Here is a 20,948-nt window from a genome sequence, read left to right on the forward strand (position 1 = left end):
GTTTGTTATTATGCGTAATTTTTTAGATATGAAATTCCCATCGCACCTGGACCAGCATGGGTTGATTCGATTGGCGTCGTTTCTGCAATATCAACAATCGCCTCTGGGAATTCATCACGTGCCCGGGCAGCTAATTGCTCGGCCTCTTCAGCTGCATCCGCGTGTGAAATACCAATCACTGCAATGCCGTTCGGCTCGGCGTGCATCCGCTCGAAAATCAAATCTTGATATCCCTTAATCGTTTTCTTACCGCGGCCCTTGACTTCCATCGTAATTTTCCCCAATGGTACGTGAGCGCCCAGCTTAATATCCAGCAATGTGCCAATTAGCCCAGACGCCTTCGACAAGCGCCCTCCAGCGACTAAATTCTTCAGTGTCGTCACCGTCAAATACAATTCAGTATTATCCTCAACACGTTGTAATTCGGCCAAAATCTCATCACGCGATGCCCCAGCCTGGGCCATCCGGCCGGCTACCAAAACTTGCGCGGCCAAAGCCCGGTCGATGTAGTTAGAATCGCAGACTACAATGTCATGGGGCACCAAGCGTGCTGCTTGTTCAGCCGCCTGAACTGTCCCAGACAAATGGTGCGTCAAATGTAGTGAAAGGACTTCGACGTCTTCTGGTACTGTTTCGTAAACTTCCGTAAACGCCCCCAACGAAGGTTGCGATGTCGTTGGCAAATTTTTAGATGCGGCCATCTTCTCAATAAATTCACTTGGCGTGATTGACACCCCATCGTGATAAACAGTGCCGTCGATCATCACGGTAAGCGGCACAACTGAAATATCGTACTGCGCGACTTCTTCAGGCGTCAAGCGTGCTGTTGAATCGGTAATAATTTTTACTTTAGTCATCTCGTTTCCCCTCGTTACTAAATATTTGTAAGTTAATTCGTTTTCAAAACTTATTCATCTAGTATCTAAAACTATATCACATAAAGTCCGATTTTTACAACGTTTTTTGTAAGCAAAACCTAGCAACCCACTTTTAAAAAATACGTCAGCACTAAAAACCACCTGATTCGCGCACGCGCCTAACCAGGTGGTTTTTAAATTGTCATTATTAGTACGGCATCTCAATAGCGTCGAGCACGGCCATATCGGCAGCAGTAATCTCAAAATCAACATCCGCATTTTGCGCCACATACTCAGGGTGGTTAGCCTTTGGTAGTGGCAACGTCCCTTTGGCCAACGCATACCGAATCGCCAACTGCGCGACAGAACGATCATAGTGTGCCGCAATTTCCTGCAGTTCAGGCATGCGGAGCAAACGACCCGTTCCAATTGGGCTGTACGCTTGTACTAGCAACCCATTGGCTTCCGTAAACGGTTGGTTCACGTCTTGCGTCATGCCAATGTGGTAAATAATTTGGTTAACAACTGGCTTAATTTCGGCCGCATCCAGAATGTTCTTCAAGTCCTCGTTATTAAAGTTGGACACCCCAATACTCTTGACCTTGCCAGCCTTAACTGCGTCTTCCATCGCACGCCAAACCGCCAAGTTTTCCTCGTAGTAATTATTGCCGGCTACTGGGCGCACGTTTGGCACAGCCATTTGATTCCATGGTCGTGGGGCGTGGATCAACAGCAAATCAATATAATCAGTTCCCAACGCTGCTAACGACTCATCAATTGAGCGGGCCGCATCTTGATAGTTCTTAATGCTGGCATCAATTTTCGTTGAAATCGTCAATGTTGCGCGATCAATGCCTGATTCAGCAATTGCTGCGCCAACCGCATCCTCATTTTGATACATTTGGGCGGTATCAACGTAAAGATACCCGGCCTTTAGGGCAGCAGCCACTGAATCGTGGGCTTGTTGCTTGGTTTGTTGCCACGTTCCTAAGCCGACCTTAGGAATCTGAATCCCATTATTTAACGTGTATGTTTCATGCAAAAATGACATTTCCTTACACCTCGTTACCTTCATTATTCATTGACTGCTTTAACTACAAGCATCATGATACGCCGTCAGGTAAAGGTGGGCTGAAAAAAGTCAGGCTTGCTGATATTTTGCCAAATACGCCTGCAAATAGTGACCGGTCACACTCTCAGGACTGACTGCTAAATCAGTTGGCGTGCCACTGCCCACAATCTGGCCACCATGTGTGCCACCGCCAGGCCCCAAATCAACAATCCAATCTGAGTTAGCGATGACCTCCAAGTCATGTTCAATCGTAATAATCGTCGCCCCGCGCTTTAACAGCAAGTCGAACACGTGCAACAAATTTTCAATATCGAGGGGATGCAACCCCACTGATGGCTCATCAAAAATAAACAGACTGGTTTCCTGCTTCTGATGAATCTGCGTGACCAGCTTCAAACGTTGGGCCTCGCCACCAGATAGTTCAGGCGTACTTTCACCCAACGTCAAATAGTCCAAGCCCAATTCTGATAAGGCGGTCAACGTCTTCAAAATTTTCGGTTCATCTTGGAAAACTGTTAGGGCTTCCGTTACGGATAAGGCCAACAAATCAGCAATCGTGTAGTCATGCCACTTAACATCAAGCACGTCTGATCGATAGCGGGTACCTAAACAAGTTGGGCACACTTCAGTCACGTCAGGTAAATACTGCACGTCCATCGTGATTTGGCCGACTCCGCCACACGTTGGACAAGCCCCAGCCGCGTTATACGAAAAATCACTTGCCGTGAATTGCCGTTCCTTAGCCGCCGGTAAGGCCGCATACATTTTACGCAAGTTATCCAAAATATTTGTGTACGTCGCAACTGTTGAACGGGCATTCTTGCCGACTGGTACAGAATCAACCATCACAACTGTCTGCACGCCACTGTTATCTAAGGCCTGAGTACCATCTGGTAACGCGCGTCCCTCATTTTGAGCCACAATACCAGGGGCCAGCAAATCCAGGATTAACGTCGTCTTGCCGGCGCCACTCATCCCCGTCACACTGGTTAAACGATTCTTTGGGAAGCGGGCAGTAACGTCATGTAAATTATTTTTCTGCGTGACGGCAATCTCGATGCTACCTTCATCAAATAGTGTCTCACTTGGTGCTAGTGTACGCGTCTGCGCTTGCGCCTGACCATTCAAATATGGCGCCACCAAGGTCGCCGATTGTTTAGCAGCGGCCACATCGCCAGCGAAAATAACTTCACCGCCATGTTCACCAGATCCTGGTCCAATCTCGATGACATAATCGCTCGCGCCGATCACTTCCATATCGTGATCAACCACCACCAGTGTATTGCCTTGTTCAAGCAGTGTCTTAAATATCCGAAGTAGACCAGTCACGTTTTCTGGGTGCAGCCCAACAGTCGGTTCATCAAGTACGTACAGAACGCCCGTCGTTTCATTGCGAATCGTCCGGCCTAATTGAATACGCTGCAATTCACCAGTTGATAAGGTGTTACCGGCCCGTGAAAGCGTCAGATAATATAAGCCCAGTTGTGTTGGGGCATCCAGTAATTCCAATAATTCATCGACCAACTTTTGCCCCATTTTTTGCATGTCGATCGGCAATGTGGTGGTTAACTCGCGGGCAAAAGTTACCAAATCTTCAATCGTATAATCCGACAATTCCGCAATATTTTTATCGCGCAAGTGTTGGCTCAGCAACGCCGGATTAAACCGAGTTCCATGGCAAGTTGGGCAGGTTTGAAAGGTATAAAACTGATTCAACCGCTTAATCGTGCGCTCATTGGTACTGCTTTTCATACTATCTGCAATTGCATTATAGGCATTCTCAAAGACTGCGTGGTCCATGTGAAACACCTTACCACTCTTACTTGGAATGTTAATTTCATATTCCTGTCGATCACCGTGGAGGACCTGGTCTTGCTGCTCTTTGGGTAAATCTTTGTAGGGCACATCAATATTGATACCCGCTGCTTCCGCTACCAAGGGCATGAATGTACGGCCTGGTGTCCGCCAAGCGTTCACGGCGCCATCGCGAATCGTCAATTCCTCATTAATCAACAACGCTGGATTGATTTCTCGCACTTCCCCCGTTCCTTGGCAAGTTGGGCAGGCACCAGCTGAGTTAAACGCAAAATCTTCTGCCCCATATGGCATGAAATGCACGCCACAGACTGGACAGTCCATTCCTGTCATATCAGCATCCATCGCTACCGCTAGGGTCGGACCAATGCGGTGACCATTCGGACAGACCATTGAACCGAGTCGTGAAAACATCAAGCGCAACACATTTAACGCCTCTGTCATGGTCCCGACTGTTGACCGAATATCCGGTACTTGCGGCCGTTGGCGTAACGCTAAGGCGGATGGCAAATGTCGGATTGACGTCACATCAGCCTGATTTGATTGACTAATACGGCGTCGTGTATACGTTGATAGTGCATTAAGATACCGGCGCATCCCCTCGCCGTATAACGTCCCCATCGCAAGTGAACTTTTACCAGAACCACTCCGCCCGGTAATCCCAGTCATTTTCCCCAATGGAATATCAACATCAATATTTTTTAGGTTATTTGTTTTCGCCCCACGTACTTCAATCGAAAATGCCATGTTCATCCCCCACATGATTAATTACTTATTTTTTATATGCTCATTGTATCACGTGATCCAGAATCTACTGAGCCGAAACTATGCAAAAAGAGGCTGGGACAGAAGTCTCTGTCTCAGCCTCAAAAGCGTCTTTCGTCTCACGCTCTTTTCATGATTAGTTTTTAGATAAGCGATTAGTTAAGAACACCGCTGGCATGATAATCAACAATGACAGGCCGGCCGTCCAGGCGAATCCTGTTTGGTAACCGGCGGCAATACTGGTGTGCGTCGTCATATAACCAGCGACAATTGTTGCAATCACAGCTGAACCAAATGCACCACCAATATTTTGGAACGTGCGCGACGCGACAGAAATCGCACCCGAATCGCGCTTATCGCCACCGACAAAGGCATCTGTCATCAAAGGTGATAAGATGCCACCCGCACCAATACCGCGTACAAATAAGATAACCGCAACCAACCAATAGGCCGTCTTACCATCAAAGTAAGCGAACGGTATCGTGCCGACCAGCGTAATTGCCAAACTTACAATCGTCACGTAACGGGCGCCGATGCGATCAATCAACTTACCAACAATTGGTCGCGCAACAAGCATACCAACGCCCTGTGGAATCAATGAAAGACCAGCGACAATCACTGAATCACCACGTAAGTTTTGGAAGAACAATGGCAATAGCAACATCGCCCCGTTGGTTGCAACCCCACCAACCACCATGCCGACCATAGCGGCAGTAAAGTTCTTACGCGTGAAGAGACGAATTGGCAAGATCGCATGCTCACCCTTGAAATGCGCATACACGCCGTAGACCACCATCAAAGCAACTCCGGCCAGCACATAAGCGACTGTGGTGGCATTCGTAAAGTCACCCTTTGTACTAGCTTGCACGATACCATAAATAATGGTTGATGAAATTGCAGCAAGCAACGTCACCCCGACAACATCAAAGCGAGCCTGACGATTCTTTGCTTCAAATGTTGGTAATTTCCAAGCAATCAAAATTGTTGCCAAAATGACAATTGGCACATTGATGTAGAAAATCCAGCGCCATGACGCATACTCCAAGACGATACCGCCGATAACTGGCCCCAAAATCGGTCCTAACACAATTGGCAACCCAACCACAGCCATCAACCGGCCCATCGCTGCACTACCAGCCAGGTCCACTAACAGCGTCGTCAACAATGGCGTCAGCATACCAGCGGCTGCGCCTTGGAACAAACGGAACACAATTAAACTATCGATGTTCCAAGCCAAGGCAGAAGCCAACGAGAATACGCCAAACGCAATTTCGGCTGCTAAAAATACCCACTTGCCACTAAACCGGTTGACCAACCAACCGGCAAACGGTACCGCAACCGCTGTCGCTAGGACATACCCCGTAATCACCCACTGGATTGTTGAGAGACTGGCTCCAAAATCACGCGCCAAGTCATTCACCGCGATGTTCACCATCGTTGCATCAAGCATCGGCGCAAACGCACCGAGCACTAATACCCACGCCATGTTCACGACATGCTTTGGCAATGCTGTCGTTTTCTTCTCGTCCATTTCATTTACCTTCTTTTACACTTTGTTTCTTTTTAAGGTACACCGTGTACCTATCGGACAAAAAGTATTATAAACGTGCGATTTTAAAAACGCAAGCATTTTAGATACAACATGTATCTTATTGATTGATAGTCGTGTAAAATAAAGGCATACAAGCGCTTTGGAAGGATGGTAATTTGCTATGGCAACACGTAAAACTGGGGATGACCTCACCAACGTTATTTTTACTGTGACCCGCGACATTATGGCGGCTGAAGGTTATCAAGCCGTCACTTTCGCCCGGATTGCACGTGAATCTGGGACTTCTCGGACTGTGCTCTACCGGCGCTGGTCTTCACCGTTCGCCCTAATGACCGAGGCAATTCAAGCCAAGGCGCACGAAGTCCAAGGGACTTTGGTTGACGCTGATTTTAATACCGGCTCACTACGGGGGGACTTAATTGCGATGTTAACACGCTACAAGCACTCGGCCGATATTATGGGGCGCACCTACAATCGCGCTATTTTGGGAGAAGTCAGCAAAGAAGACAATCAGGATGTCACCACTTTTCTGGCCCAACTGAAACAATCAAACCTCTTCATCATGGAGCGCATCTTATCAAAGGCGCAACTGAACGGCGAAATCAATAACACCACCACGGACTTGGTGAAGTTAATGCCATTTGAGCTACTTCGCTATCGCTTTTTAATTAGTGACGAGCCGATTACCGATGATTTTATCGCTGAAGTCGTTGATGAAATCGTCTTGCCCGCAATTATGCAACAGCAACCACATGCCTAATTAAAAATCCCGTGTTAGCCAAAAACAAGCTAACACGGGATTTTTGCCATTACAACGGCTTTATCAATTCAATTCGATCCATAATGTGGCTCAAATATGACGCCACATGCTGGTCTTGGGCTACTTTGATCAGGTCAACCAGTTCGTCAAAGCGGTCTTTCGTCAGTTCACCCAGTGCCCGAGCATTATCTAAGTAGGCAATTAATAATTGCAAAGCAAAGTACGCTTGACGCATTGTGTAGCGACCAAATAATTCACTTTCAATCAGCATTACGAAATTATCATCAGTCAGCGCCGTGATGGCTTGCTGCCACTGACCACCGGCGGTTTCCATCAAGTCGCCTAACATCGTTTCAGTCCAGCGTAACTGATCCGTTGCCAGTAGGTCACCGAGTTGCATTTGCAGCTTCTCGATAAAAATCGTGACTTGCGCATGATTCATTTCACGCAAATCAGCTGACGGCGTACTCATCAAAACCGGCAACTTTTTAAGTTCTGGTACCGGCGCCTGATCACGCACAATTTGTTGCAAACGCAATTGATCAGCGAAAGCTACGTGTCCCTGCTCATCACCCTGCAGGACCGGACCTAATACATCATTCACCTGTTGCATCCAAACTTGTACGTGCCGTTGCGCCTCGCGCTCGGGTTCATACACAAATGACGTTGCAATGTTCTTAACCATCTGAGCCTTTGTTTGCCCATACAACGCATCTAACACAGCTAACTGCGGGTTGTGCGCCAATGTCGCTTGCCAGTGACTAAAATCATAGTCGGCTTGCCAATCTGGATCCAAACTCTTCAAAAAGAACGGCTCCATATATTGGTAAAACAAGCGTGCATCTTGATCCTTTAACTTCAGTTGCTGGAAGAAGCGCTCATTTTCCAAGTAATCCCACAAGCCGCCAAAACCACGGCCAACCGAGACAAACTTTTCTTGACCTGCCTTGCTGTCCCAGTATTCATCTGCAAAGACATCCAAGGCATCTTTATCATTCAAATTAATCCCAACCGCCATTGCAGCAGTCGCAACACGCTTATCCGCCGAAAAGTACCCGGGATAGGTCGCTTCATGCTCGAACTGCCAAGCTAATTGTTGGACAGTACCGGCAAAGTCAGTTGCATCAACCGCCACAACCGGCGTCGACGCAATCAATGCTGTTAACGCATCTGGCAAGGCGTTTATCTGGTCAGGTGTTAACACAACGGTTGGCACAAAATAGTTAAATAAAATCCGCTTCAAGCCAACCGTCGTCCACTTGCCAACTGGTTCATGGGCAATTTTCTGCATCATACCAATAAACAATGGCAACAAGGTATCTGTCATATCGCGTTGGACGTCGGCAGACAATGCTTGAAAAGTTGCATTGGTGGCTACGTTCGCCATCAACGGTGCGATGGCGCGATTAGGTCGTACCTCATCAGGATCATCTGTCGCCACCATCTGGTTCGCCAACTCTTTTCGATAGGCCACTAATTCATCGCGAACCCAATCGTCAGTCACGGCTGCGGGTAAATCTGGTTGCACCATACCACTGTACATTAAGGATTCGAGCAAATCTGCTGTCATGCCAATGATGGTTGCATCATCTAGTCCTTGGAATTGCTCGTGTGAACCGATGGTAAACGTCAGTCCAAGCAAGACATCATCAATGCCCCACGCAATCGTTGGCTTATTCGTCACCAAATAAATATCATCCAAAATGGCCGCACTCATCTTTTGCGCATCCGCCCACTCGGTCTGCTTGGCAAACGCCGCTGACAATTCCCGGAATTGTTGGCGATTACGCTTCAGCGTGCGCTGATTAACTGGCCCAACCGCATTACCGGCCGTGGACAATCCTGCGCGCACCTCATCCACAAGTGATTCGTCAATAAAACCATCTTGATCTAGTTTGAGTTGCATGATGTTACTGATCTCCTTATGACTTGTTCTTTATTGGTTTGAATTATACACCAGTGACCAATCAAACAGGCGAAATCAGTTGACGGCTTGCCCCTTTCGATAAACTGTCTTTTGACCAGTTAACACAGTGATGTCGGTTAATGGATTAGCCGTTACGATAATAAAGTCAGCTTGCTTGCCAACGGTAATGCTGCCAACCTTGTCGGCAACCCGCAATAATTCAGCAGCATTTTGTGTGGCCGACAGTAACGCTTCAGCTGGCGTCTGACCGGCAGCAACCATATAAGCAAGTTCCTGCGTTGATCCATGACGAAAATCATTAAACGGAGTGCCCGCATCCGTTCCCATAACCAGTCGAACCCCCGCCGAAATTGCCCGCGCAATGCTCTGCTGATGACTCGCAATCACAGCCTTATTCTTCTGATACATCCAAGCTGGCACCGCTTCTGGATGTTGATCGATCGCGTGTGGGGCGCCAAATGTCGGCACCACTGCAATGTCAGCGGCTAACAATTGTTCAATCGCTTCGTCATCAAGAAAAATCGCATGTTCGATTGAATCAACACCAGCTAAGATGGCGTTTTTGATACCTTGATTGCCCTGGGCATGGGCTGCAACTGGGACATTTCGATGATGCGCTTCTGCTACGGCAGCAGCCATTTCTGCCACGCTTAGTTGCACCTGGTCTGGTTGCTCGCCATCACGACTGGTCACACCACCAGTGGCCATCACCTTAATTGCGGTTGCACCAGCTTTAAGTAACTGACGAGTCGCACGGCGCACCTCGTCCGGGCCATCCACTTCGCGGGCAATTCCCGCTGACCCATGGCCACCAGTCATCGTCAACGCGGGACCACTGCCAACAATCAACGGGGCAGTAATCGTCCCTAGTTGTTCAAGTCGCGCTAACGACAAATCGATGTTGGCAAAGCTACCAACATTTCGAATCGTGGTGACCCCATCTAGCAGTAGATCTCGTAGATTCTTTTGGGCAAAGACGGTTACTTCCGCCTCCGTCATGTTCGTCAGCGCAGGTGATTGGTCTGCAGCGACCAAATCCGTCACATGCGTGTGCGCATTGATTAAACCCGGTACCACGTACTGACCGGCCAAAGATACTGTTTCATCGGCCGGTGTGTCTGGTGTCACAAACACACCCTGTGTCGTATCCACCGTAAATGATTGGGCAACAAACTGCCCCGCTTGAAAAATAGCACCGTCTGTATATGTAATAATTGCCATTTGCTAATCTCCTATTTCTTGTAAACCGACTTTAAGTCAAGTGTGCCAACTGGATTTTGAATCACCCCACTAACCGTCGTCCGTTGTAAGGTTGGCAATGATTTATAGCCCAACACAATGACCGGCGCATCACGCTGTAAATACCCATCCGCTTTTTTCAAATCCGTATAACGTTGTTCAGGTTGGTCTGCATGTTGGTTGTCAGCAGTCGCCAATAATTTGTCATAAGCCGCATTTTGGTATTTCACAATATTCAGCCCTGAGGTTGTGGTAAATAAATTCAAAAAGCTCATTGGATCACCATAATCGCCACCCCATGACGTCAACACCATATCGTAGTTTTGTGATAACTGCGCTTTTACACGGGCTGCCTTGGGCTCAGACTTTATCGTCACTTTTAATGCTGGTAACTGGGTTGTTAATTGTGATTGGATATATTGCGCTTCCTTCTTCGACTGATCATCGTCGTCGGAAAGCAAGGTCAACTTAAGTTGTTGACCGGCCAATTCTTTTTGCGCCGTTCTAAAGAACTTTTGCGCTTGTTTCGCTGAAACCGTATTTTGTGACAGTGATGCGTCCTTGGCAAAATCACGCGCCGTTTTAGGATTACGGGCAACGCCATCCGGGGTAAACGTCTGGCCTTGTCGCTCAGAACCAGTCAAAACGCGTTTACTTAATTCAGTGCGATTAATGCTTAGTTGTAACGCCTTGCGTAAGGCCCGGTTTTGTAGCAACTTATTCTGCTGATTCAAGCCAATGAAATCCGTGCGGCCTGTTTTGATAACCTGAAAATCTGCTTTGTGTTGACTGGCTCGCACTTGATCAGCCCCCAAGACTGTATAATCAACATCCCCAGCTTGATATAAGTTATAGCCGGTTGTTGTATCCTTTATCGTGCGAATGGTAATTTTCTGCGTGCGAACTTGTTTTTGGTCAACATAGTGATCATTTTTCGTTAGGGCGTAGGTCGTGTTCGACCCATTCCATTGCTGCAGGACAAATGGCCCATTAGAGATCGAATTGGCGGCTGACGTGCCATATTTAGCCCCCACCCTATCTTCAAAGGCTTTGTTTTGTGGAAAAAAAGCGGTACTTGTCAGAATACTGGGCAATGCTGGCATTGGATGATCGAGTTGTAACTGTAGCGTGTCCTCGTTCAACGCCTTAACACCCAACGATGCAAAATCTTGACTTGCCCCAGTAACTAATGCATTCGCGCCATGAATATTTTTTGCAATTGTGGCACTATTTGAAGCGTTACGGGGATTAACGGTTTGCTGAAACCCATATACATAATCCGCCGCCGTTAACTTAGCACCATTCGACCAACGTAACCCCGCTTTCAATTTAAACGTGACTGTTCGGCCATCCGCCGATGTCACCACTGACTTAGCATCCGCCAAAACTGGTTTCCCTGCCTTATCGTAACGATATAACCCCTGCCCAATTTGCGTCACAATGTCCGCTGCGGTCGCATCGTTGGCAGCCGACGGATTAGTCGTCGTTAACGGCGCACTCACCGTCCAGTTAACTGGTTGACCAACTTTCGTAGCCATTGCTTCACGCGCCGTTGCGCCAATCAAAAGTACTGGCGTTAATGCCAACAGCCCTACGTTACGTCTTAGTTTCATCATGTCTTCATCCTCTGTGATTGCAAATAAAAAACGGCCTAACGATGTTCATCAACATCGTTAAAGCCGTTCAACACATTTCTCGTATTATCCCGGCTAGCTATCAATCGATCAATTCGATAGCCAGCCGCACAAAAAGCCAACTATCGCCGGCGCCACCACGCGATAGTTGAGAAAGCAGTGAATGAAATTGTCATGTTTGCAGTTGTCATGTGCACTGCCTCCTTTTTGTGTATGTGTCATACTTTAAATCACTGAGATTAAAAAATCAATAGTTTGATTAGAATTATCTAATTTTAAAATCTAATCTGTGAACACAAGCTTACCGTGTAATCCACCAGCCTTAATTTTGGCGTACGCGATTCTGACGTTTTCCGCATTTAAAGGCAACGTACTGTCAATAACCGTTCGCAAGGTGCCGTCTGCCAACTTACTAAATAGACCTGCAGGTTAGCCCCCTCTGGCTTATTAATCAAGCGTACAAAACGGGAATCATCAGATTGGCGAGCCACAACAGATGCCAACTTACCACTTGGCTTCAAAATTTTGTATGAATCGGCCAACACCTGATCTGCTCCCACCGTATCAAGAACGCCATCAAAATCGTGTAAACTCGTCGTGAAATCATCTGCCCGATAATCAAACACCTGCACGTTTGGGAACTGTTGCCGTAACATTTCAGCGCCCCAACCAGAAGCGGTTGTCGCTACTTCAGCACCAGCGGCGATGGCCAATTGTACGGCCACGTAACCCACCGCCCCAGAACCACCATGAATCAAAACCTTCTGGCCGGCAGATACGTTAAGGCCACGATTAATGGCTTGTAAGGCTGTCTGACCACCCAAAACGACGGAAGCTGCGTCAACGTAACTCACGTTTGCAGGAATGATGGCTGCAAAATGTGTGGGGACAGCGACCTGTTCGGCGTAGTTAGCGCCACCCCGAACTTGGGCGGCAATGCGATCACCAACTTTGAAATCGGTCACCGCTTCACCAACGGCAATCACTTCTCCGGCCACCGTTGAGCCAAGGATAAGTGGTGTTTCACTTCCCAGCATGCCCGCCGCGATTTTATAATCCACTGGATCAACCGCCTGCGCGTGAGCTTGAACAAGCAATTCATCCCGACCAATTGTTGGTGCTGGTACCTCATCATCAGTCAAAGAATCCAAATTATCAATTTCATGTAAAACAACTGCCTTCATCACAGTTATCCTCCTCGTACTTCCAGTATGTACATTAGTTATACCACTTTATCCGTTAGCTCTGGCTAGCAAAATCCGGACTAAGTTAACCTCCCGCCCGCATAACAATCCTTAATAAAAGGACCAACCAGCACATGATAACTATGCGAGTCGGTCCTTTGCATTTATCGTTTCACATGCCTTTTCTCCAAGATAGCCCTGGTCAGTTACTTTTTTACTAGTTTAATCCCGCGCAGCGTAATGGTATCTTTCGTCAAACGGGCAAACCCCACTCTGCCACCAAAAATATATTCGCCTAATAACTGCCTGACGAATTGAGAAGTAATGATTTCATCCGTCATATCTGTATTCGTATCTGGCATATTCTCAACAAACGATACTTGTTCTGGTTGATTACTGTCAGGCACATAAGTCAACACTAACTTAAGATCAGACCTAAAGAGTGACTGATTGTTGCCATCAGTCGTAGATGACGATACTGGTCCTTTGACAATTTGAAGTGCAACGCTCTGTATATTTGGATACTGAACATCCGCATAAGTTATTTTAGGTAATAACTTTTCAAAACTACTATACCAATCCGTATTTTGGTGTGCGTCTAATACATCTGATTTCACCTGTTGCCGCATTTCCTCATTTGACTTCAACATTTTCTTATCCCCCCATATCTACATTTTTTAAATAAGTCCTGAATAAGCACCACTGTCGCTTGGTCAGTCACCTAGCGAATTAACGCGACAATTTCCCCCGGCTTATTTTTCTCAGTCATATATTGTGAATTTGCGAAAGCTTGCCACAGACGATCCGGATTCTTTGTATAAGCAATCCATCCCACACTTTCATACAAATCATAAATTTCCGTTTGATCTTTTTCGTCCATAATTGCCCCCTGCATACCAGATAATCAAAAAACTGTTTACTGCACAAAATTAATCGAACTTATCCTTCGACCAAATCCACGTTGATACGAGCGCCGGATTCGCCGGATTAATTAACCTGAAAATTTCGGTTGCATCTGCGATTGTATTTTTTTCAGTCGCCGTATATTGTGCTAAAAACCGATTGACATGTGCATCAAGTAACGCCGAGCTTCTGTCCTGTGCCACGATTTTTTGACCGAAATCAATGGATTGAATCAAAATACCCAAGCCGGCCTTTTTGACACTAACGCCATTAAACCCCATTAATTCATTCTGCAAATCACTAAACATTTTGTTAGTAAAGTTCCCCCGCAATGGTAACTCTAACGCAACAAATCTATTCGCCGCCGCAATAAAATAGTCTGCCATTCGACCCGGAAAACGATGCAAGGCTGGCTTTTCCCTAATAATTTCTGCCAAGTCAGATGCATGTTGCAAAACGAGTTCTGGCGTTAGCTGAGCTTGATCCAATCTCTCCGCTAAATAAAACGGCAATGCCCATGCTCTTTCAGAAGAGATAGACTGATTTGAAATGAGGCCAATTACAATTGCAAAATCATTGCTTTTAAGATATTGAAACGTCTGTGCTGATAACAAATTACTGATTACCTGTCGTGGCTTACGTCTATCGAAATCCCTTTTCCATTCATCGATTACACTTTGCTTTATCATCCCTATAATTAGCTTTCAGTTAATTTATAATTAATTCTACTCTCATTTTCAAAACATTAAACAGGCAACATCTGATTAGACAAAAAATTACATATACCACTTTTAAAACAATATATTGCATCCCAACACAACTCATCCAAAATGTTGCACAGTCCACCATCAAAAGCAGTACAATAATAACTATTACCTAGCCAAAGGAGTCGGTTAATGGACATTCGCTTACATCCCGCGTATGAAGCGGCCATCACAAGAATTGAAGATTTAAAATTAACCTTAGCAACTGCCTATTCTCGATTATCTGATTTGCAAACGACCCAAGTCCCCTTCACTGAGGCACGTTATATGGCAACCATTGGCCGTTACGAATTAACGGCTTATGAACTATACATGACGGTTCAGTTTTTGAAGAAACGACGCCAATTAATGTTACAAGCAATTAATCAAGGTGAGACTCCTGATTTGGAAGCCATTGAAATTGAAATTAATTTATTAAACGGTCAGCTTGATGTCAAACGGCAAGAATTGGCCGACCGATTACGCCGAGCACAACACATTTGGGATGCCAAGCTACTTTCCGTCGAAGATACAAAAAGCTTAAAAATGATTTATCGGGAACTCGTCCGTCTGTTGCACCCAGACCTCAATCCCGACCAAACAGCAGTTGAAAGAGAATGGTTTCAAGCTGCCGTCACGGCCTATAAAGCTGGCCAGTTGCAAGAGCTGGCGCTTCTCTTAGAAATTGTGCAACTGAATAACCAAGTGGCGGAGCAACATGAAGTTGTCATGCCTATCGAAGATCTACAGGAACAAGGCGACCAACTCGCTAGTAAAATTGATACTTTACAAGCCGAAATTGATCACATCATGACCAGTTTTCCAATGTATTTGGCCGACGCCTTGCAGGACGAGAACTACATCACTGAACAGGTCTTACGTATTCAGCAACAAACCACGCGACTAATGGCGAAACGTAGTCAATTGCTGACAGATTTAGCGCAAATGGGATGGGTACCGCATGACTGAAAAATTTGAATTAAATCCGTTAAACAGCGGTTCAGCCTTACCAATTGAATTGAAAACGAATTCAACCGCTCTCACAGACTTAGTTGATGACCTATTTGGTGAACGTATTTACTTAACTCATGTGCAAGTGCGCGGCTATTATTATCTCTCAGAGGAAAACCAGGCCTACCACCGCGCTGCTGGGTTACCAGGAAACGCACTGATTTTACGTCGTGATAAGGCCAACCAATTTGACGACTACGCCATCAAGGTCCTTGATTCAGCTGAACATCACATTGGTTGGGTGCCACGGAATCAAAACCATATCGTGGCTCGTTTGATGGACGCCGGTAAAAAGATTGCTGCTGAAGCCCGTGCTGGTAATAATTCTCTGGCCGGCGAGCTTTCAATTGATATCTATCTTGAAGATTAGCAATGAAAAAATCCCCCTAACCAATTTACTGGTTAGGGGGATTTTGCATTAGTAATTTGTTTACTTAACCAACGTTGTTTCCACAAAACTTGCCAAGTGATCAAGACTGCTCAATTGTGCGTTGCAAAGTGAACTGTCACGGCAAATTAGATTACCACGCTTTGTATAATTACCATCTGCGCCACGTGATTTCACCTTTGACAAGAACATTGAGACGGTCCCTAATTGGTGGCAAATTGCACACAATCCGTTCAATGGCTTCGGATCAAAATCACCGTAGATACCAACCAATTTACCATCGCGTGGTGCTACGATGTACTTCTTTTGGCTGCCGTTATCATTCCAGCCCAGATAGGTCATTTCATGACGGTCTAAGTTCTCCCACTTTGGCTCAGGCAGTTTTTTCACCTTTTTGAACAGCTTACCAAGTTGGTTTGAACTTAACTCTGGGAAAGGCGTCACCAATTCCACCAGTTGCTTAAATGCACTTTCGGCCCGCTGCCTAGAGGTTGCAATTTCAGGTAATTGATTCAGGAAATCAGTTGCAATTTCATTGTCTGGCAAAATACCTTTAACTGTTTCAACAACATCAGCCTGAACAACAGCTTTTACATTCTTATCATTAACTGAATTGAATGCTTTATTCAGGATGATGATTTGTTCTTTAATTGCGACGAATTCGTGGGGTTGTAGTTGTTTGTCCATGTTTATGCTCCAACTTTAGAGTACACATCGCACGGACGCTAGCCTGCGATGTTATGACTGAGAATTAACTTTCGTTCGGCGTACAGATAATGATCCAAATACTGGCATCTTTATCATCTCCATTCGTGTTTGATAGTTTAATTAGTATATAGAAAATATTGTAAGTAAGCAAATTTCACGATTGCATGACTTAACACCGGAAAAACGTGCCATCACCACCACTGCAATCATTTAGACCTCAGGTGTGACGTCAATCCCGCGTTTTTCAGACAAAAAAGTTGCAACCCAATGCTGTTCATCGGCTTGCAACTTTCCTTATTCAATAACTTGTTTGCGGTCAAATTCCTTAATTAGGTCAAACGTTTACTTTTCTTCCCGCTTTGACCGCTTTAACAAGAAGAATCCGATGATAAACAAGAATGATAGCAATCCAACCAGGGTTTGAACAAATGAAGCCTTTTGATCAACACCTGTGTTCGGCAATTCTAAATTACCAGACCGCTTGTTTGTACCCAAAATTACACCACCGACAGCAGTGATCGTTTCCCAAACCGCCTGCTTAGCAACCGGCGCGTTTTGAACTGTCTGTGTTTCAACAGCATTTACCCTTGACGCCATGTCTGATCGACTTTCACCACCAACGGTTACAATAACCACTTCAGATGACTTACCAGTCTTAGGGTTATTTTGCGTAGCTGTTAGTTTCACTAAATGCTCAATTGCCAACCAATTGTAACAGGCGCAGCCGGCATTGTGAATTGCAGTGTCGTTTCATTTAAACGTACGATTGGGTAAACAATAGCCTCATCATCCGTGTTAGTTGCTGAAAATGTCATACTTGATAAAGTTCCAGCATTTGGATATACAGAAGCATCAGCCGCTGGCATTTTACTTGGGTCAATTGTCACCGTCACAGTATCTCCAGGCTTTGCATCCGGCTTATCAATACTGTAATAATCTAATTGCATGGCCATACGAGCATTGTACGTTTCCTTTTGTTCGTTAAACGTTGGTGTTACTGCTAATCCGATATGTTCTGGGATTTGCCCACTAGTTACTAAATTATTAAATCGATTTTCATCAAAGTTTGGGAACGTCACCCTATATTCCGTATCTGTAATCCATTCGATTTTTGGCTGTACCATACTATCCTGTGGATGCCATCCAAATACTCGCATCTCATTCTCAGTAAGTACTGATCCATCAGCTTTTGTTGGTGTAAAGTTCAACTTTTCTAGATGTTGACCACTATTTGGATTAACGTGTACATACAGCGTATCAGTAAACGAGAATTGTGTTTGACTCATACTGATGGCCCCGCCAGACGCTGACTTAATATGAATAGGGTTGCCGGTTGTCTTTTCCCAGATTGCATAATAGGTCACGTTATCAGTAATCGCATGTTGCGTAACATCTGTCTTATCGAAATTATTACCATTATCCTTCGTTGACCACCCAACGAAGGTATAACCTTCACGGGTTGGTGCAACCGGCAAACTCTCGGTAGCCAATGTTTCATTCTTAAGCGCTTCGACCGTTGCGGTTGACACACCATCCGCGAAGGAGCCAGCACCGGCGTTAAATGTAACTGTCGACGTTTGCTGGATTGGAATGAAAAGCTTAATGTTTAGCGTGCCACGTAGATGGTTAAAGCCATAGAAGGCAGATTTAATTTGGACGTTAGCCGTATAACCGGTCACTTTCTTACCATTTTCAAGCAATGTCACTTTCGGTGCTTTCTTTAGTTGATCCATGTTGAGAGCCGGTCCGTGTGGATGCAAAGTTTGTGGTTTACCTAGTCCGGTAATGGTATATGCACCAACACCCTTCAACTTATACGAACTAAGTAATTGCGTCATCGTATCGAAAGTAATTGGCTTTGATGAATCTGCCACTAAATACTTAGGCACCTTAATACTGATGTGCTTATTAGTAATCGTCTTAAATGATTGCTTGTGGCAAAGTCGCAACATTGGATAATGCATATGCGCACTGGCTGTCGGTGCTTCAATTGCACCATATGCGGTTCCGCCCAAGGCACCAAGGCAAAGCAACGTGATGGCAGTCTTCTTAATCGTCATGATAAATTCCTTTCTAAAATCGTTCAAAAAATAGCTGTAGTTCGTTAATACAAGGACAGTGTAAATCCAGGAAAGTTCATAAACAAAAATAAGAGACCAAATTCACGAAACGTTTACAAACACTACGAACATAGACATAAAATAGCCACATTTCCCATTAATCCATTAATTATTGCTGGCTAATGCAAAATAACCCTAACCAGCCGATCTGACCAGTTAGGGTTATCCCTTGAAACCGCATGATACCGCGGTTTCTTTCACTTAATTTACTTCTCTAAAATCTTAGTCGCTTAATCTTTGACTTCAAGCACCGCAACGTAAGGTAGATTACGGTGGTGGTTGTTATAGTCCATCCCATACCCGACGAGGAACTCGTTAGGTACCTTCGCGCCAATAAAGTCTGGTGTCACACCACCAGCTGAGGCATCTTCACGCTTATCAACAGCAACCGCAATCAGAACCCGTGCGGCCCCACGCTCTTCGAAATCATGTTTCAGATAGCGCAATGTTAATCCTGAATCGATTACTTCATCGAGGATAACGACCGTGCGACCAGTTAAATCGACTTTCAAATCACGCTGGATGGTAATACGTCCCGTCGATGCATTCCCATCATAACTCGACACATCAATGTAGTCCGTTTCAACATCGCGACCAACTGCTCGTAGCAAATCAGCCATCCAGATGTATGCACCTTTCATCACGCCCACAAATACAGGACGCTCAACGTCTGCCGTTGCGGCGTTGATTTCAGCGGCGACGCGTTCCACCATTGCCGCAATTTCTTCAGTTCCTAAAACAGTCCGTTGTAACGTCATTGTTGGCATGATTTATCCCTCGTTCCAGATATCAAATAGAATAATCGTTTGTTCGTTTGATGGCCCAACCGCAAAGGTATAGAGTGGCACTCCAATCAATTCTTCCACGCGCTTCAAGTAAGCTTCCGCATTTGCTGGCAACTCTTCACGTGTCTTAACTTGTGTAATGTCTTCATCCCAGCCAGGTAGCTCTTCATAAACTGGCGTCACGCGACGGACATCCGCCAAACTCGCTGGATAATGTTCAATGCGTTGACCATCTAATTCGTACGCGACGGCAATCTTAAGCGTCTTCAGGCCTGACAAAACGTCTAATGAATTCAAAGACAAGTGCGTGAAACCACCAATGCGGGCCGCGTGACGTAGTACCACCGTGTCCAACCAACCAATTCGACGTGGTCGCTTGGTCACAACACCATACTCATGACCAACTTCACGAATTGTGGCCCCAACTTCATCAAACAGTTCCGTTGGGAATGGGCCATCCCCAACGCGTGATGTGTAGGCCTTGGCAACCCCTACAACGCGATCAATCTTAGTTGGCCCGATACCGGCACCAATCGTTGCACCACCACCAACTGGTGATGATGATGTTACATAGGGATACGTCCCGTGGTCAATGTCCAGCATTGCGCCTTGCGCCCCTTCAAGAAGCACTCGCTTATCCGCATCCAAATATTCATTCACGATAACCGTCGTATCTGTAATGTATGGTCGTAATGCGTCGCCATAACCCGAGAATTCGGCAACCAATTCATCCAAATCTAATGGGGCATGGTTATAAATCTTCTCAAGAAGTTCATTCTTCTCAGCCAAGACGGTTGTTAAGCGTTCGCGGAGCACGTCTTCATCAAGCAAATCTACGACACGAATTCCTGTACGTGCAGCCTTATCCATGTAAGTTGGCCCAATACCACGACCCGTTGTACCAATTTTACCGTCACCCTTCTTAGCATCGGCTAGTTGATCAATCAAAATGTGGTATGGAAAAATGACGTGCGCGCGGTCTGAAATGCGCAGGTTGTCAGTTGTAACACCTTTATCTTGAATAGCACGTAATTCCTCCAAGAGCGCCTTGGGGTTCACAACTGAACCATTACCAATTACCGCCAAACGAGCTGGGTTAAAGATTCCTGATGGAATTGCTGATAATTCAAATTTTTGTCCATTCACGTAAATCGTGTGGCCAGCGTTGTTTCCACCTTGGTAACGAACAACCATGTCTGATTCCTGTGCGATGAAGTTCGTGATCTTACCCTTTCCTTCATCTCCCCATTGACTACCAACTACTACGATTCCTGCCATGATGGCCTCCCTTTTGCGTTAAATGCGCGAAAACACGAACATTTAAAAACGTTTTATCACAAAAACTATTGTATCAACTAACATTTTTGTTTTCAATGCTTTCACGACACAAAGTTCGACTTTTATTTAAATAAGTCGTCACTGAATAATTTTTATTCGTCTTTTTAATTAACCCTGCTTACTTATTTAAAATAAAAAGACGATATA

General features: G+C 45.6%; 19 protein-coding genes. 3 read left to right on the plus strand and 16 right to left on the minus strand.

What is annotated here, in order from left to right; genetic code table 11:
* Nucleotides 1–8 precede the first annotated feature (8 nt).
* From ESE_RS0103485 to ESE_RS0103500, 4 genes are all read right to left on the minus strand, one after another.
* Nucleotides 9–857 (minus strand): DegV family protein, encoded by an 849-nt coding sequence (locus ESE_RS0103485; RefSeq protein ID WP_010371294.1) that lies wholly within the window; start codon nucleotides 855–857, stop codon nucleotides 9–11.
* A gap of 208 nt (nucleotides 858–1,065) precedes the next feature.
* Nucleotides 1,066–1,908, minus strand: a complete 843-nt coding sequence (locus ESE_RS0103490) for an aldo/keto reductase (protein WP_010371298.1) — start codon at nucleotides 1,906–1,908, stop codon at nucleotides 1,066–1,068.
* Between the two features lie 90 nt (nucleotides 1,909–1,998).
* Entirely contained in the window at nucleotides 1,999–4,491 is a 2,493-nt protein-coding gene (locus tag ESE_RS0103495; protein WP_010371300.1) for an ATP-binding cassette domain-containing protein, read from the minus strand.
* A 154-nt stretch (nucleotides 4,492–4,645) separates the two neighbouring features.
* Nucleotides 4,646–6,040: an MDR family MFS transporter gene (locus ESE_RS0103500; RefSeq protein WP_010371302.1), complete on the minus strand. Its 1,395-nt coding sequence runs from the start codon at nucleotides 6,038–6,040 to the stop codon at nucleotides 4,646–4,648.
* Nucleotides 6,041–6,221: 181 nt separating this feature from the next.
* Here ESE_RS0103500 and ESE_RS0103505 point away from each other — a divergent pair, with 181 nt between their 5' ends.
* Nucleotides 6,222–6,821, plus strand: a complete 600-nt coding sequence (locus tag ESE_RS0103505; protein WP_010371305.1) for a TetR/AcrR family transcriptional regulator — start codon at nucleotides 6,222–6,224, stop codon at nucleotides 6,819–6,821.
* Nucleotides 6,822–6,870: 49 nt separating this feature from the next.
* Here the strand turns inward: ESE_RS0103505 and ESE_RS0103510 are convergent, their stop codons facing one another.
* The 7 genes from ESE_RS0103510 to ESE_RS11820 all read right to left on the minus strand — a co-directional run bounded on the left by ESE_RS0103510 (nucleotide 6,871) and on the right by ESE_RS11820 (nucleotide 14,322).
* Nucleotides 6,871–8,727: a hypothetical protein gene (locus ESE_RS0103510; protein ID WP_010371307.1), complete on the minus strand. Its 1,857-nt coding sequence runs from the start codon at nucleotides 8,725–8,727 to the stop codon at nucleotides 6,871–6,873.
* 75 nt (nucleotides 8,728–8,802) lie between these two features.
* On the minus strand, nucleotides 8,803–9,969 hold the full coding sequence (locus ESE_RS0103515) for a metal-dependent hydrolase family protein (RefSeq protein ID WP_010371309.1): 1,167 nt from the start codon (nucleotides 9,967–9,969) through the stop codon (nucleotides 8,803–8,805).
* Nucleotides 9,970–9,980: 11 nt separating this feature from the next.
* Entirely contained in the window at nucleotides 9,981–11,603 is a 1,623-nt protein-coding gene (locus tag ESE_RS0103520; RefSeq protein ID WP_010371313.1) for a peptide ABC transporter substrate-binding protein, read from the minus strand.
* Between the two features lie 377 nt (nucleotides 11,604–11,980).
* Nucleotides 11,981–12,805 carry an NADP-dependent oxidoreductase gene (locus ESE_RS11370; protein ID WP_010371316.1) on the minus strand — a complete coding sequence of 275 codons (825 nt, stop codon included), beginning with the start codon at nucleotides 12,803–12,805 and terminating at the stop codon, nucleotides 11,981–11,983.
* 206 nt (nucleotides 12,806–13,011) lie between these two features.
* Nucleotides 13,012–13,455: a hypothetical protein gene (locus ESE_RS0103530; protein ID WP_010371319.1), complete on the minus strand. Its 444-nt coding sequence runs from the start codon at nucleotides 13,453–13,455 to the stop codon at nucleotides 13,012–13,014.
* 71 nt (nucleotides 13,456–13,526) lie between these two features.
* A complete protein-coding gene (locus ESE_RS12265; protein ID WP_010371322.1) occupies nucleotides 13,527–13,685 on the minus strand; it encodes a hypothetical protein in 159 nt (52 codons plus the stop codon).
* Between the two features lie 49 nt (nucleotides 13,686–13,734).
* A complete protein-coding gene (locus ESE_RS11820) occupies nucleotides 13,735–14,322 on the minus strand; it encodes a hypothetical protein (RefSeq protein ID WP_158004766.1) in 588 nt (195 codons plus the stop codon).
* 282 nt (nucleotides 14,323–14,604) lie between these two features.
* Between ESE_RS11820 and ESE_RS0103545 the strand changes: the two genes are divergently transcribed.
* On the plus strand, nucleotides 14,605–15,420 hold the full coding sequence (locus tag ESE_RS0103545; RefSeq protein ID WP_010371328.1) for a J domain-containing protein: 816 nt from the start codon (nucleotides 14,605–14,607) through the stop codon (nucleotides 15,418–15,420).
* Nucleotides 15,413–15,832 carry an HIRAN domain-containing protein gene (locus ESE_RS11825; RefSeq protein WP_010371331.1) on the plus strand — a complete coding sequence of 140 codons (420 nt, stop codon included), beginning with the start codon at nucleotides 15,413–15,415 and terminating at the stop codon, nucleotides 15,830–15,832. Before ESE_RS0103545 ends, ESE_RS11825 begins: the two co-directional genes overlap by 8 nt.
* A gap of 60 nt (nucleotides 15,833–15,892) precedes the next feature.
* Here ESE_RS11825 and ESE_RS0103555 read toward each other — a convergent pair whose 3' ends face one another.
* The 5 genes from ESE_RS0103555 to ESE_RS0103575 all read right to left on the minus strand — a co-directional run bounded on the left by ESE_RS0103555 (nucleotide 15,893) and on the right by ESE_RS0103575 (nucleotide 20,741).
* Nucleotides 15,893–16,537: a FusB/FusC family EF-G-binding protein gene (locus ESE_RS0103555; RefSeq protein WP_010371335.1), complete on the minus strand. Its 645-nt coding sequence runs from the start codon at nucleotides 16,535–16,537 to the stop codon at nucleotides 15,893–15,895.
* A 363-nt stretch (nucleotides 16,538–16,900) separates the two neighbouring features.
* The gene (locus ESE_RS0103560; RefSeq protein WP_010371339.1) at nucleotides 16,901–17,245 is read right to left on the minus strand and encodes an LPXTG cell wall anchor domain-containing protein; all 345 of its coding nucleotides are present in this window, start codon (nucleotides 17,243–17,245) and stop codon (nucleotides 16,901–16,903) included.
* Nucleotides 17,245–18,618, minus strand: coding sequence for an InlB B-repeat-containing protein (locus ESE_RS0103565; RefSeq protein ID WP_010371342.1), 1,374 nt, complete (start codon nucleotides 18,616–18,618; stop codon nucleotides 17,245–17,247). The genes ESE_RS0103560 and ESE_RS0103565 overlap by 1 nt, the downstream gene beginning before the upstream one ends.
* 290 nt (nucleotides 18,619–18,908) lie before the next feature.
* Entirely contained in the window at nucleotides 18,909–19,445 is a 537-nt protein-coding gene (locus tag ESE_RS0103570; RefSeq protein WP_010371345.1) for a phosphoribosyltransferase, read from the minus strand.
* A gap of 3 nt (nucleotides 19,446–19,448) precedes the next feature.
* A complete protein-coding gene (locus ESE_RS0103575) occupies nucleotides 19,449–20,741 on the minus strand; it encodes an adenylosuccinate synthase (RefSeq protein WP_010371348.1) in 1,293 nt (430 codons plus the stop codon).
* Between the last annotated feature and the right edge of the window lie 207 nt (nucleotides 20,742–20,948).

Source organism: Weissella cibaria KACC 11862, from assembly GCF_000193635.1.
In the GTDB taxonomy this organism is placed as follows: Bacteria; Bacillota; Bacilli; order Lactobacillales; family Lactobacillaceae; genus Weissella; species Weissella cibaria.

What these genes read in the sequence shown, in the direction of transcription:
- ESE_RS0103485 (WP_010371294.1), bottom strand. Translation starts at nt 857, where the DNA reads ATGACTAAAGTAAAAATTATTACCGATTCAACAGCACGCTTGACGCCT.
- ESE_RS0103490 (WP_010371298.1), bottom strand. Translation starts at nt 1,908, where the DNA reads ATGTCATTTTTGCATGAAACATACACGTTAAATAATGGGATTCAGATT.
- ESE_RS0103495 (WP_010371300.1), bottom strand. Translation starts at nt 4,491, where the DNA reads ATGGCATTTTCGATTGAAGTACGTGGGGCGAAAACAAATAACCTAAAA.
- ESE_RS0103500 (WP_010371302.1), bottom strand. Translation starts at nt 6,040, where the DNA reads ATGGACGAGAAGAAAACGACAGCATTGCCAAAGCATGTCGTGAACATG.
- ESE_RS0103505 (WP_010371305.1), top strand. Translation starts at nt 6,222, where the DNA reads ATGGCAACACGTAAAACTGGGGATGACCTCACCAACGTTATTTTTACT.
- ESE_RS0103510 (WP_010371307.1), bottom strand. Translation starts at nt 8,727, where the DNA reads ATGCAACTCAAACTAGATCAAGATGGTTTTATTGACGAATCACTTGTG.
- ESE_RS0103515 (WP_010371309.1), bottom strand. Translation starts at nt 9,969, where the DNA reads ATGGCAATTATTACATATACAGACGGTGCTATTTTTCAAGCGGGGCAG.
- ESE_RS0103520 (WP_010371313.1), bottom strand. Translation starts at nt 11,603, where the DNA reads ATGATGAAACTAAGACGTAACGTAGGGCTGTTGGCATTAACGCCAGTA.
- ESE_RS11370 (WP_010371316.1), bottom strand. Translation starts at nt 12,805, where the DNA reads ATGAAGGCAGTTGTTTTACATGAAATTGATAATTTGGATTCTTTGACT.
- ESE_RS0103530 (WP_010371319.1), bottom strand. Translation starts at nt 13,455, where the DNA reads ATGTTGAAGTCAAATGAGGAAATGCGGCAACAGGTGAAATCAGATGTA.
- ESE_RS12265 (WP_010371322.1), bottom strand. Translation starts at nt 13,685, where the DNA reads ATGGACGAAAAAGATCAAACGGAAATTTATGATTTGTATGAAAGTGTG.
- ESE_RS0103545 (WP_010371328.1), top strand. Translation starts at nt 14,605, where the DNA reads ATGGACATTCGCTTACATCCCGCGTATGAAGCGGCCATCACAAGAATT.
- ESE_RS11825 (WP_010371331.1), top strand. Translation starts at nt 15,413, where the DNA reads ATGACTGAAAAATTTGAATTAAATCCGTTAAACAGCGGTTCAGCCTTA.
- ESE_RS0103555 (WP_010371335.1), bottom strand. Translation starts at nt 16,537, where the DNA reads ATGGACAAACAACTACAACCCCACGAATTCGTCGCAATTAAAGAACAA.
- ESE_RS0103565 (WP_010371342.1), bottom strand. Translation starts at nt 18,618, where the DNA reads ATGACGATTAAGAAGACTGCCATCACGTTGCTTTGCCTTGGTGCCTTG.
- ESE_RS0103570 (WP_010371345.1), bottom strand. Translation starts at nt 19,445, where the DNA reads ATGCCAACAATGACGTTACAACGGACTGTTTTAGGAACTGAAGAAATT.
- ESE_RS0103575 (WP_010371348.1), bottom strand. Translation starts at nt 20,741, where the DNA reads ATGGCAGGAATCGTAGTAGTTGGTAGTCAATGGGGAGATGAAGGAAAG.